This is a genomic window from Paraburkholderia metrosideri (genome assembly GCF_904848625.1).
In the GTDB taxonomy this organism is placed as follows: Bacteria; Pseudomonadota; Gammaproteobacteria; order Burkholderiales; family Burkholderiaceae; genus Paraburkholderia; species Paraburkholderia metrosideri.
Genome location: NZ_CAJHCP010000001.1, coordinates 679,997 through 691,384 on the forward strand (window position 1 = coordinate 679,997; position 11,388 = coordinate 691,384).

General features: G+C 59.9%; 11 protein-coding genes. 3 read left to right on the top strand and 8 right to left on the bottom strand.

The window, feature by feature from the left end; genetic code table 11:
* Positions 1 to 64: 64 nt before the first annotated feature.
* Positions 65 to 1,081, bottom strand: coding sequence for a 2-keto-3-deoxygluconate transporter (gene kdgT, locus LMG28727_RS02905; RefSeq protein WP_201640782.1), 1,017 nt, complete (start codon positions 1,079 to 1,081; stop codon positions 65 to 67).
* Between the two features lie 1,032 nt (positions 1,082 to 2,113).
* Between kdgT and LMG28727_RS02910 the strand changes: the two genes are divergently transcribed.
* Together LMG28727_RS02910 and LMG28727_RS02915 are read left to right on the top strand one after the other, a co-directional pair.
* Entirely contained in the window at positions 2,114 to 2,458 is a 345-nt protein-coding gene (locus LMG28727_RS02910; RefSeq protein WP_201640783.1) for a hypothetical protein, read from the top strand.
* A 78-nt stretch (positions 2,459 to 2,536) separates the two neighbouring features.
* Complete coding sequence (locus LMG28727_RS02915) at positions 2,537 to 2,785, top strand: hypothetical protein (protein ID WP_201640784.1); 249 nt, start codon at positions 2,537 to 2,539, stop codon at positions 2,783 to 2,785.
* Between the two features lie 101 nt (positions 2,786 to 2,886).
* Here LMG28727_RS02915 and LMG28727_RS02920 read toward each other — a convergent pair whose 3' ends face one another.
* The 6 genes from LMG28727_RS02920 to LMG28727_RS02945 all read right to left on the bottom strand — a co-directional run bounded on the left by LMG28727_RS02920 (position 2,887) and on the right by LMG28727_RS02945 (position 8,732).
* The gene (locus tag LMG28727_RS02920) at positions 2,887 to 3,135 is read right to left on the bottom strand and encodes a hypothetical protein (RefSeq protein ID WP_201640785.1); all 249 of its coding nucleotides are present in this window, start codon (positions 3,133 to 3,135) and stop codon (positions 2,887 to 2,889) included.
* A gap of 193 nt (positions 3,136 to 3,328) precedes the next feature.
* Positions 3,329 to 4,765: an MFS transporter gene (locus LMG28727_RS02925; RefSeq protein ID WP_201640786.1), complete on the bottom strand. Its 1,437-nt coding sequence runs from the start codon at positions 4,763 to 4,765 to the stop codon at positions 3,329 to 3,331.
* Positions 4,766 to 4,947: 182 nt separating this feature from the next.
* Entirely contained in the window at positions 4,948 to 5,709 is a 762-nt protein-coding gene (locus LMG28727_RS02930; RefSeq protein WP_201640787.1) for an SDR family NAD(P)-dependent oxidoreductase, read from the bottom strand.
* A gap of 49 nt (positions 5,710 to 5,758) precedes the next feature.
* The gene (locus LMG28727_RS02935; RefSeq protein ID WP_201640788.1) at positions 5,759 to 6,097 is read right to left on the bottom strand and encodes an NIPSNAP family protein; all 339 of its coding nucleotides are present in this window, start codon (positions 6,095 to 6,097) and stop codon (positions 5,759 to 5,761) included.
* Entirely contained in the window at positions 6,094 to 7,866 is a 1,773-nt protein-coding gene (locus LMG28727_RS02940; protein ID WP_201640789.1) for an FAD-dependent oxidoreductase, read from the bottom strand. Before LMG28727_RS02940 ends, LMG28727_RS02935 begins: the two co-directional genes overlap by 4 nt.
* A complete protein-coding gene (locus tag LMG28727_RS02945) occupies positions 7,863 to 8,732 on the bottom strand; it encodes an SDR family NAD(P)-dependent oxidoreductase (protein ID WP_407945821.1) in 870 nt (289 codons plus the stop codon). Before LMG28727_RS02945 ends, LMG28727_RS02940 begins: the two co-directional genes overlap by 4 nt.
* A gap of 176 nt (positions 8,733 to 8,908) precedes the next feature.
* Here LMG28727_RS02945 and LMG28727_RS02950 point away from each other — a divergent pair, with 176 nt between their 5' ends.
* The gene (locus tag LMG28727_RS02950) at positions 8,909 to 9,799 is read left to right on the top strand and encodes a helix-turn-helix domain-containing protein (RefSeq protein WP_201640791.1); all 891 of its coding nucleotides are present in this window, start codon (positions 8,909 to 8,911) and stop codon (positions 9,797 to 9,799) included.
* A 38-nt stretch (positions 9,800 to 9,837) separates the two neighbouring features.
* Here the strand turns inward: LMG28727_RS02950 and LMG28727_RS02955 are convergent, their stop codons facing one another.
* The gene (locus LMG28727_RS02955; RefSeq protein WP_201640792.1) at positions 9,838 to 11,010 is read right to left on the bottom strand and encodes a 4-hydroxybenzoate 3-monooxygenase; all 1,173 of its coding nucleotides are present in this window, start codon (positions 11,008 to 11,010) and stop codon (positions 9,838 to 9,840) included.
* Between the last annotated feature and the right edge of the window lie 378 nt (positions 11,011 to 11,388).

Sequence of the window (11,388 nt, forward strand, 5' to 3'; positions counted from 1 at the left end):
GTCATCAATAGGCTGATGGCCCGTTCGCGCCACGATGATGCGCAAACCGGCCACCCAGCGCATCTCAAACGTGCGCGTCCTGCTCACTCAGCGGTGCGGCCTGCGCGGCAACAAACTCTTCGCGCAACGCATCGCGCGCGTGGTGCCGGCGGACCCAGAGCGCCGTCAGAATCGGCACCAGAATCGCAGTGACCAGGCAAGCCGTCGCGACCATCGCGGTCGCGGCCGGCACTAACGGTTTAAAGCTCGGAATCATGTCGGCGATGATCGCCGGGTTCGCCACCGCCGCCCCGGCCGTCGACGACGCCGCCAGCCCAGCCGCGCCGTTGCCGCCCGCCAGCCAGCGGTCCGAGAGAATCAACGGAATACCGGTCACCACGATCACGGCGAGGCCCAGCACGACGCCGGGCAAGCCACTGGTAACGATCACGTTCAGATCGATGCCATTACCCAGCGCGAAGCCAAAAAACGGAATCAGCGGATGCACGCAACGGCCGAACAACTCGCGCAGATCGCTGTCGAGATTGCCGAGCGTGAAGCCGATCAGAAACGGCAGCACCGCGCCAACAAAGAGGCGCGGCTCGAAGAATGCGACGCCCGTCGCGCCCAGAATGATCATACTGACGAGCGGCCCGGATTCGATCGACATCAGCACGAATGCGCCGGCTTCTTCCTTGGTTCCGTACTGCTGCATCACCGCGGCGTAGAGGCCGCCGTTGGTCATGTCCATCGACGTGGTGATGGCGAGCATCGAAAGGCCGGCGAACAAGCCGGTCTTGATGCCGTCGACGGGAATAAAGCGGGCGGCGATCAGCGTGACGATCCACGCCACCAGCATCTTGGTCGCGAGCAACGTGCCCGATTTACGCAGAACGACGCCGGTCGCCCGCAAGTCGATCGTCGCGCCCATGCAGAAGAACCACACTGCCAGAATCGGCACGGTGCCAGTTATCAGACCATTGGTGAACGAGCCGAAATATTTTCCGGCGCCTGGCGCGAACGTATGAACACACGCGCCGAGTAGCAGCGGCACCAGCATCAGGCCGCCAGGAATGCGGTCCAGAGCCTTCTTGAGCTTCATGCCTCCTCCATGGACTTGACGTCCCGTTGCCGGGTGGATCACCCGGTATCTGGATTAGTGGTCCGGTCTGATGTCGGACTTCTTCCCTTTCGGCGCAATATATCATCGTGAAAGGAAGCGGATTCCGATTCAGTTTCGATTTTTGGTCATCGTTTACCCGGGACTGGCTCGCAACGCCTGCCAGCTCTGATACGCGTGGTGCTGGCGCCGGGCGGCTCCACAGCCGGGCACCACGTCATCAGATTCACCCCGACACTATCGGCTTCAGCGTCGGCCTCATCAAGCCAGAATTTCCGGCTCTCTACAGGATCAACGACGCGTGGAAAAACCTAGCGCGATCCGCCAGGCCCACCAGATTTATCACGTCGTGAGCCAATTTTTTGCGGCGCGAGTGAATCATTCATGCGCCACTAAGCAAAGCTCAATGGCAATCCATAGCGCGTGATCCTTTTCCTGCGGGTGCATTCACCAGCATCGGGACGAGCGCCGTGAGCGCGTGCAAGCGCACTCGCCGCGTGGCATCGCGTCGCCAGTCTGCAACTGAATGTATCCGCACGGCATAGAAGCGGTGAAACACGATGTCAGCCACTTATCGACAGTTGATGTGTTTGCCATCGGCTGCATCCACACCCACGGCACTCCCGCCTATAGCGTTTTTTTCATAGCGCGTTCAATAGCTTGCCTGCGGTTTTGTCATCGCTTACCGGCCTGCCGTTTCACTCAGCGTTGGTCTTCTCTCCCCGCCACACGCTCTGTCGATACGTATTGCCATCGACACGTCCTGTTACACACAAACACAACGATATTTTCGCCGCTCAGTAGAGTTCGGTTCACAAGCAAAAAGGGAGCAACGTCATGAAACGAATTTTCGCGCTGGCCATTCTCGCAGCAACGCTCGGCGCCACATTGAGCGGCTGTATCGTGGTCCCCGACGGCGGTTATCACGATCATCCGCACTATCACGACCATTACTAGGCTAGGCGCGTCGGCGCAGCCACCTCCACTCTTAATCGCAGAACCCGAGAATAAAACATGAACACTTCACGAAACCGCTGGATGTCGCTGGCGATCGTTGCAGGCCTGGGGATTGGTGCATCGTCGGCCGCTATGGCTCACGTCGATGTCGGTGTGAACATCGGCGTACCCGGTGTCGTGGTCGCGGCGCCCGAGCCGGTCTATGCACCGCCGCCACCACCGGTCTATGCACCGGCGCCAGTCGTCGTGGTGAGCCCCGGCTGGCACGGCGATCGTTACTACGACGGCCATCGTTACTGGGAACGCCGCGATTGGGACGCACATCACCACGATGGACGCGAGTGGCATGACGCGCGCGGCCCGCATGGCCATGGTGACGACCGCGACCGCGGCTATCACTAATGCATCGGCTGGAGCGGCTTCGATCAGGAAGCCGTTCCGCGCCCGCATTCGCGTCACTCACTTTGCAGGAGCGACGATATGCTACGCAGCGATCCACGACGAGTAACGGCGCAGGTCGACGGCACGCTCATCTGCGCTGAATATAGCGAGCAGACCGGGCAATTGTGTTTGCGACAGGACGGCACGCTATTGCGCGAATGGTTTCCGCCGCACTCGTGGATGGCGATCGCTTCAGTGGCGGGTGCGCGACATTGGGGCACGCGGCCTAGTGATGATGATCTGATGGCGCTACTGCGCAACGAGCTGGTGTTGTTGCGAGTACTCTGAGAATAGATATGCAAAAGCGCGCGGCGAGCTCAATGCTCGTCGCGCGCTTTTTTTCTTTCCGGTGGACTGCTTCGTTATGCGCCTACGTTGATAAATAACGCTTAACGTGCGTTGTAAATCGGCGGGGAATACGAGCTGACCGTCGTGCTGCCGCCGCGGCCGGATTGCCATGTGCCGTGGCTGCCTGAACCATAACCGCTATCGGCTTGGGCTTTATTCTGCTGACCGGACACCTGAGCTTGCGTGGTCTGCGATTCTTGTGATTCGGGTTGATTTGCCGACTGCGCAAACGATGCAACCGGCGCGGCAAGAACGACAGCGATAGCAACAGCTTGAATGAGCGACTTCATGAAACCACCTCCACGGATTGTCTGCGTGCGGGCTGCCGGTGCAACTTGTGCGACAGCGATGGAGCCAGTGTAAGTGCCGCGCAGTAACGGATAAATCCATCAATCATGAATTCACTGTTGTGTTTGGCACGACAATGAAAAACGGCCGCCCTCAGCCGCCGTCATAAGAGCGACCGCTTTTGCAACGCAGCAATCATTTCACCGCAATAGCCGCAACCGTGCGTTCCGACGCAGATTTATCGTCGGGTACACGTCGCATCATCAGATACACACCGCTGGCCGCGATGACCGCCGGCACGCAAAGCAGGCTGAACACCGCGCCGAATTGCCAGCCAAGCCCCATTAGCGCCGCGCCAACCAGCGCCCCTGCCACACCGCCAATGCGGCCGACCCCCAACATCCACGCAACGCCTGTTGCCCGCGCGTGCGTCGGATAGAAACTCGCGGCGAGCGCCGACATCGACGTGACTGCGCTGGTAGCCACGGTTCCCGTGAGGAAAATCAGTGTGCCGAGCCAGATGTGATGGCCGACGCCTTGCCCCACCAGCAAGACGAGTAAGCCCACGAGTACATAAGTCAATGCCACGACTCGGTGTCCGACGAAGCGGTCCATGATCCAGCCGACGCACAGGTTGCCGAGTACGCCACCGAGTGGAAATAGCGATGTCATCAATGCCGCTTTTTCACTGGAAAAACCGGTGTCTTTGAACAGCGTCGGCAGCCAGTTGGTGAGCAGATAGTAGATCAGCAGACCCATGAAATACGCGAGCCACAGCATCAACGTGCCAAAGCGGTAGCGCGATGAGAGGACGACTGCGAGTGCCCATTGAGCGCGTGTACCAGGGCCGCCGCGTTCCTTCGCATCAGAAGCGTGGGTCACAGTGTCCGCTTTGGTCGCGTGCGCTCCGCGATCTTCCTGTGCAACGAAGCGGCATCCGTCCAGACTGAGATGCGGCGCAATGCGCTGCAAAATCCGCGCGATACGTTGGTCCGCTTGCCTGCGCACGGCGAGAAACTGCGCTGACTCCGGCAGCAACAGAATCAGCAGCACAGTCAGCGCGATCGGCCCTACGCCGCCCGCCACGAGCACACCAGGCCAGCCGAAATGAGGAATCAGCCATGCGGACGCGAGACCGCCAATCGCGAGTCCGCATGAAAAGCCGCAGAACATCGCATTGACCGCCATCGCGCGAATCCTTGCCGGTGCATATTCGGACATGAGTGTGACGGCGTTCGGCATCGCCGCGCCAAGACCGAGTCCGGTGAAAAAGCGCAACACCGTGAGTGATTCAATCGAGCTCGCGCGCGCCGCAGCGAGGCTCCAGATGCCGAAGAAGAATACCGACAACACCAATACCGTTTTTCGGCCGACACGGTCCGCAAACGGGCCGGCGGCGAGCGCGCCGATGCCGAGCCCGACGAGTGCCGCGCTCATCACCGGCCCAAGCGAACTCCTCGAGATGCCCCACTGCTGCACCAGTGAAGGTGCGATAAAGCCGATTGCGGCGGTATCGAAACCATCGGCCGCAACGACCAGAAAACACAGGATGAGGATCGTCCATTGAAACGGCGAGAAGCGTTGTTCGTCGATAAAGGCCTGAACATCCACCCGGCGATTCGAGCTTGTCATAGCGCGCCTCCGTGCCCGGCAATCTCCTGCGCGAAATGGGTATCAGGATTGTGCAGACGTAGAACGTCCGCCCTGCGTAGTCGAGGCTTTTTCATTGCGGTGTCTCCGTGATATGACGGGGTAATTTTTATTATTCGAAATGTTATTGAAGAGGCTATGTCCAGTAGGTGAATCGCACGCGTCTACCCAGCCGCTCCATATGCATGCCAGCCACCGTCCACGATGAGCGTCGTTCCGGTGATATAGCTCGCAGCGTCGGAAGCAAGAAAGCCGATCGCCCGCGCGATTTCATCAGGCTGTGCCAACCGGCCCATCGGCGTGCGCCGCTCGATTGCCTGGAGATCCATCTGGCCATTCAGTTTGAGCGTCTCCACCAGTTCGGTGGCGACGTAGCCCGGTGCCACGGCATTCACGCGAATGCCTTCGCGCGCCCATTCGCAGGCGAGCGAGCGCGTCATCGCTGCGATGCCGGCTTTCGCGGCGCCGTATGCGTTGCGCTGCGGGATACCAGCGAGACCGGCTATCGAAGCAAGGTTGACGATCGCGCCGCTACGCTGCGTGAGCATCACTTTCGCCGCCTCGCGGCAAGCGAGAAAAGTGCCGCGCAGATGAATGTCGATCAGCCGGTCGAACGCGTCGATGTTCTGTTCGATGGTCGGATACGGCTGATCGCTATTGCCCGCATTATTGACGAGTACATCGAGCCGGCCGAAACGTTCGACACACGCGTTGATAAGCGCAATCACGTCCACTTCGACAGCAACATCGGCCCGTATGCCGACGTGATCCGCACCTAACGCTTCCGCGCGTTGCTGCGCATGCTGGGCGCGCAAATCGGCAACCACCACGCGATATCCTTCCTGTGCGAAGCGCTGCGCAGTGGCCCAACCAATGCCGTTGGCGCCGCCGGTCACGATCGCAACCCGTCCTGTCTGATTAGTCATGTCTGTCTCCTCCAGAATCGCACCGTTACACGATCAAACCCTCACGCTGCTAGCGAAGCATGGCGAGGCTCCTGAAATCGACGCGTCTGATAATCCGGCTTTCCTGCGCAACGATCAGATGCGCCGAAGCCTGTAGATAAGCGGGCCATTCAGGGTCGGCATCGCGCGCGGTGCGGCGCAGGTCGTAATCGGCGATGCTCTCGTAACCCCACAGATGCACCACCTGATTCAACGCGCCGATGTCGCTCATATAAAAGCCAACCGGCGCACCGAGATACTCCACCTGGATCGGCATCGCGAGCCGATCGAATACGTCGATGAATTCCGCCATCCCACGCGGCCGGATCGTATAAATACGATGGTCGACAAATGCTTTGCCGCTACTCATGTGCCTGTCCTCAATACTGTTTCGGATCCTTCAGCGTTATGTCGTGTGGGCGCAGCGGTGCCGCTCACACCGGCAAGATGGCGGCCGGTGAGATAGCCGAAGGTCATGATCGGTCCGAGCGTGATGCCCGCGCCCGGATAGTTGCCGCCCATCACGCTCGCCCGATCGTTGCCGACGGCGTACAAGCCGGCAATCGGCGCACCGGCTTCGTCGAGTACTTCGCCGGTGACTTTGGTCGAGATTCCGTCGAAGGTACCGAGGTCGCCCATCAGCACTTTCAGCGCGTAATACGGGCCATCGCCGATTGGCGCGACGCATGGATTAGGCCTCTGTTCCGGGTCTGCCAGATAACGATTGAACGAAGTGGTGCCTCGTCCAAACTCGGGATCATCACCACGCGCCGCGCCGACGTTGTAGTGCTTCACCGTCGCTTCAAGTGCTTCGCCGTCGAGACCCGCATTGCGCGCGAGTTCAGCAAGCGTGCGTCCGGTATTCAGATAGCCGTTGCGCAGCAACGGCCCGAGCGGCACTGGCGCGGGCTTCGCGAAGCCCAGCCCATATTTGCGGATGGTCGCGTGATCGCAGATCAACCACATCGCCGTTTCCCGCTCGCTCGCGCAGGCTTCGATCATTGCCGCGCCCACGTCGTGATAGGAATTCGCTTCGTTCGTGAAGCGCTTGCCCGCACGCGTGACGCCGATAATGCCAGGCTTGTAGCGATCCAGAAGATGGGGAAACACGCCGACACTGCCATCGCGCATCGGTACACGCGACACCGGCATCCAGGCCGCCGGTTGCGGATAACGGATCGCGACTTTCGCGCCGAGGCGCTCCGCCATGCCGACGCCGTCGCCGGTATTGCCCGGCGGCACCGGCGACACATGTTCGCCGCCGCGCCGTACATGCGGATACGCTTTGGCAATCCGCGCCACGTCGTGTGAAAAGCCGCCGCATGCCAGTACGACACCGCGCCGTGCGACGATGCGAATTTCGCCGTCCGCTCCGTCGACGAGCGCACCTGTTACGCGTTGCCCTGCCATCGTCAATTCACGTGCGCCCGTATTCGTGTGGATTGGAATGCCGAGATCGAGCGCCGATTTCGCGAGGCGTGCAGCCAGCGCATTGCCGCTCGTCACCTGCACGCCACGCCGGTATAACGCGAGATCTTTCAGATGGCTTGCCAGCCGCTTCGCGACATACATGGCAGACTTAAAAGAACGGGTTGCATTGAAAAAGTGCTTGAGGTCCGCGTTCGACGAGTTGAACATCATGCCGATGAACGTGATCGTTCTGAGCGGCGGCCGCAAACGCACGATGTCTTTACCGAGCGCCCGTGCATCGAACGGCGCGGCCACCACCGAGCGACCGATATCGACACCGCCGGCCACATTCGGGTGATAGTCGGGATAAAGCGTCGGCACGAATTTGACTGCCGTTTCCTTCTCGAAGAAATCGAGCATGTGCGGGCCGGTGTCGAGAAAAGCATCGACGGCGGCGGCGTCGAAGAAGTCACCGGTTTCATCACGCAGGTACTTGAGCGCCGCTTCGCGGGTGTCGCTCACCTGGTTGCTTTTCGCGTGACGATTGCCAGGGATCCACAGCACGCCTCCGGAGAATGCAGTCGTTCCGCCAAAGAACGGCTCCTTCTCGATCACGATCACGTCGAGCCCCTGTTTGCGTGCGGTGATTGCGGTCGACAGACCGCCTGCACCCGAGCCGATGACGAGCACGTCGCAAGTCAGCGTGGTGTTGCGGGTTGCGTTGGTCATGATGGACGTCCCTCGTTGCCGGACTGGTGTGCGGCAGGCTGTGCGGCTTCGAAACCGGGGCGTGGCACGAGATCCATCAGCATGCTTTCAAGCCCACCGTCGACGACAATCTCCGCGCCGTTCACGTACGCGGCTCGCGCGCTGGCCAGAAATGCGACGACGTCGGCGATATCCTGCGGCTCGCCAATCCGGCGGCTAGCCGTCATCGCGCTGCGCCGCTGTTCGATATCGCCGTGCTCATAGAACGCCGCGGACAGCGGCGTGCGGATCATGCCGGGACACACCGTATTGCTGCGAATACCGCGCGGCCCCCACTCCGCCGCCAGTTGCTTCGACAGCATCGCGACCCCTGCTTTGCCGGGGCTATATGCGCCGCTATAAGTTTGCGGATGATGTGCCGCCACCGACGCCACATGCACAATGGCACCCGTGCGCCGCTTTAACATGCCGCGTCCGAACTGTTGCGAGCACAGCATGTAGCCGGTGAGATTCACGCGCAGCATTGCGTTCCACGCTTCCAGGCCAATTTCTTCGATGCCGCCGGGACGCAGCAAGCCGGCGTTATTCACGAGCACGTCGGCAGCGCTGTACGCAGATTCGACCGCGGCCACTGCACCGCGCACGCTGTCGATATCGCCGATATCGCACGCGAACGCGACCACTTCGATGCCGTTAGCATTCAGTGTTTTCGCAAGCGCCTGGCATCTTTCTTCGTCACGGTCGAGCAGTGCAACGCGTGCGCCCGCGTCGCCCAACACGTGTGCAATGGCGCTGCCTATCCCGCCCGCCGCGCCGGTGACCACACACACCTTTCCGTCAAGCGCTAGCCAGTGCAGTGAATCGACATGCTCACCGGCCTGATCCATTTGATTAGCCATCCGAATCTCCATGGTTTTAATCTCGGGTACGATGCAGCGGGCGACGTAATCACCGTGCCAGTCAACCGTCCCATCCATGAAAAAAGTATAGCTATACGCACGCAGGAGACATTGGACAAAGGGAGCACATCGCAGGACAATTCGTACATAGGAGACAAAACGGCATGAGGAAAATCCCTAACTACGATCTGTATGGAGAGTCCGCGCGACCGCCCTGGTACGACGCGTTCAATTTCGAATGGATCGCCGAACGCAGCCGTCCTAATGACTGGCGTATCGCCGCTCACCGGCACGACGCGCTATTACAGATTCTGTATATCCGCAGCGGCAGTGGTCATGTATTGATCGAGAGCGAGAGACTCGTGATCGAACCACCGTGCATCGTGCTGATTCCCGCGCAAACCGTGCATGGTTTCGTGTTTTCGCCCGACGTCGACGGACTGGTGATCACCGCTGCGCAGCGCGCGCTGGAGTCGATTTCGAAGGCGGTGTCACCAGGACTTGTGCCGGTGCTGCAACGGCCCGCGTTGATCCCCGTGCGGCCCATACTCGGCGAACGCACACTGATGCCGCTGTTCGGTTTGCTGGAGCAGGAATTTCGTGGCAGTGCGCGCGGCCATATTGCAGCAGGCATGTCGCTGATGATTGCACTTTTTGTACAAGTCGCGCGTTTGACCGACGCTGCGTCGGCGGCCGGTACGGCAGTCAACGACCGGCGCGCGACACAGATCAAACGGCTGCGCGAACTGGTTGCCGCGCATGTTCGCGAGCATCAGCCCATCGAGTTCTATGCGGGAAAATTAGGGGTGACGGCAGCACAATTGGGCCGCATTTGCCGCGACGAATTGGGTCAGTCACCCATGTCGCTCGTCAACGATCAGTTGATACGCGAGGCGCAGCGCGATCTGGTCTATTCCGGCCAGACCATCAAACAGATCGCGCATGCGCTCGGCTTTGAAGATTCGGCCTATTTCAGCCGCTATTTTCGTAAGCAGACTGGCGTCACGCCTACGGAGTTTCAGGCTGCGGCGCATCGGGATTTGTCGCTTAACTAACACTACTTATCCTGATGCTTTAAACGCAGCGCTTGAAACTAGACTGCTGCTACACCGACGTAGTTTTCCGCCATCGCGATCGCTGCCGGACGTGAGGTGGTGACGTATTCGAGTTCGGCCACCTGCAGTTGCTGTTCGAACGGCGACGCGCCTTCAATGCGGTGCATCATGCTGGTCATCCAGTATGAGAAGTGTTCGGCGCGCCAGATGCGTTTGAGCGCGGTTTCACTATAGCCGTCGAGCAGATCGGAGCGGTTTTCGACGTAGAACGCGTTCAACGCTTTCGTCAACACGCGCACGTCGGCGACGGCCAGATTCAAACCCTTCGCGCCGGTCGGCGGCACGATATGCGCGGCGTCACCGGCAAGGAACAGGCGGCCATGTTGCATCGTGGCCGACACGAAACTGCGCATGCCGACAATGTTCTTCTGGAAAATCTTGCCGTCGACAATCTTCTGACCGTCGTGCGAATCGACCCGTGCGTGCAATTCAGCCCAGATCCGATCATCAGACCAGTTCTCGACCGAGTCTTTCGGATCGCACTGGAAGTACATACGCTGCACGTTCGGCGAACGCGTGCTGATCAACGCGAAGCCGCGATCGTGGCGGGCGTAGATCAGTTCATCGGACGACGGCGGCCCTTCGCACAGGATGCCGAACCAACCGAACGGGTACACACGTTCATAGTCTTTGCGCAGCGCCTGTGGAATCGATGCACGCGAAACGCCTTGCGAGCCGTCGCAACCAATGACGAAATCGCATTGCAGTTCGTACGATTCGCCTTCGTGGCGATAGCGGATCGACGGTTGATCCGTATCGATGCCGTGAATCGAGGTGTCCGATACACCGAAATGCAGTGTGCCGTTTGCCGCGACACGTGCCGCGACGAGGTCCTTGATCACTTCATGCTGCGCGTAAACGGTGATCGAATGTCCGGTGAGCCCGGTCAGATCGATCCGGCGACGCTTGCCTTCAAAGGCCAGTTCGAAGCCATGATGCAACGCGCCTTCTGCTTTCATGCGTGCGCCGACACCAGCTTCGGTCAGCAGGTCCATCGTGCCCTGTTCGAGCACGCCGGCGCGGATGGTGGATTCGATCTGTTCGCGGTTGCGCGTTTCGAGCACGACGGACTCGATGCCGCGTTGATGAAGAAGATGGGAAAGCAGCAGGCCTGCAGGGCCGGCACCGATGATGCCAACTTGGGTACGCATGAGTTGTCTCCTGAATGCGGCGAATGATTTGCGCTCAGTGTGACGATCAGACGGTGTATCCCGCAACGCGATATGGCGGATAGGCTGTATCGCTTGTGGCGATAAACAGCCGATCCAGGACGCTCACCCTGATGGATTGCATCGAGCGCTAACGCCCGCCGGGAGGGGCTTTTGGCTCATTTCCGGCAGTGGGCTTTTACTTGACTCGCTCCGCCCAGGCCTAAGGTAAACCCCGAGCCCGTGATTGAACCTGTCTAGCCTAAAAAGAGGCGATAAACCGGGTTCTTGGTTTCTTCCCAATACGGATAGCCGAGCGTCGTGAGGAATTTTTCGAACCCATCGTTCTCGCTTGTCGGCACCTGAATACCGACGAGGATC

Coding starts and splice junctions, on each gene's coding strand:
- LMG28727_RS02940 (WP_201640789.1), bottom strand. CDS start 7,866: ATGACCAACGCAACCCGCAACACCACGCTGACTTGCGACGTGCTCGTC.
- LMG28727_RS02910 (WP_201640783.1), top strand. CDS start 2,114: ATGAACACTTCACGAAACCGCTGGATGTCGCTGGCGATCGTTGCAGGC.
- LMG28727_RS02915 (WP_201640784.1), top strand. CDS start 2,537: ATGCTACGCAGCGATCCACGACGAGTAACGGCGCAGGTCGACGGCACG.
- kdgT (WP_201640782.1), bottom strand. CDS start 1,081: ATGAAGCTCAAGAAGGCTCTGGACCGCATTCCTGGCGGCCTGATGCTG.
- LMG28727_RS02945 (WP_407945821.1), bottom strand. CDS start 8,732: ATGGATCAGGCCGGTGAGCATGTCGATTCACTGCACTGGCTAGCGCTT.
- LMG28727_RS02935 (WP_201640788.1), bottom strand. CDS start 6,097: ATGAGTAGCGGCAAAGCATTTGTCGACCATCGTATTTATACGATCCGG.
- LMG28727_RS02930 (WP_201640787.1), bottom strand. CDS start 5,709: ATGACTAATCAGACAGGACGGGTTGCGATCGTGACCGGCGGCGCCAAC.
- LMG28727_RS02950 (WP_201640791.1), top strand. CDS start 8,909: ATGAGGAAAATCCCTAACTACGATCTGTATGGAGAGTCCGCGCGACCG.
- LMG28727_RS02920 (WP_201640785.1), bottom strand. CDS start 3,135: ATGAAGTCGCTCATTCAAGCTGTTGCTATCGCTGTCGTTCTTGCCGCG.
- LMG28727_RS02925 (WP_201640786.1), bottom strand. CDS start 4,765: ATGACAAGCTCGAATCGCCGGGTGGATGTTCAGGCCTTTATCGACGAA.
- LMG28727_RS02955 (WP_201640792.1), bottom strand. CDS start 11,010: ATGCGTACCCAAGTTGGCATCATCGGTGCCGGCCCTGCAGGCCTGCTG.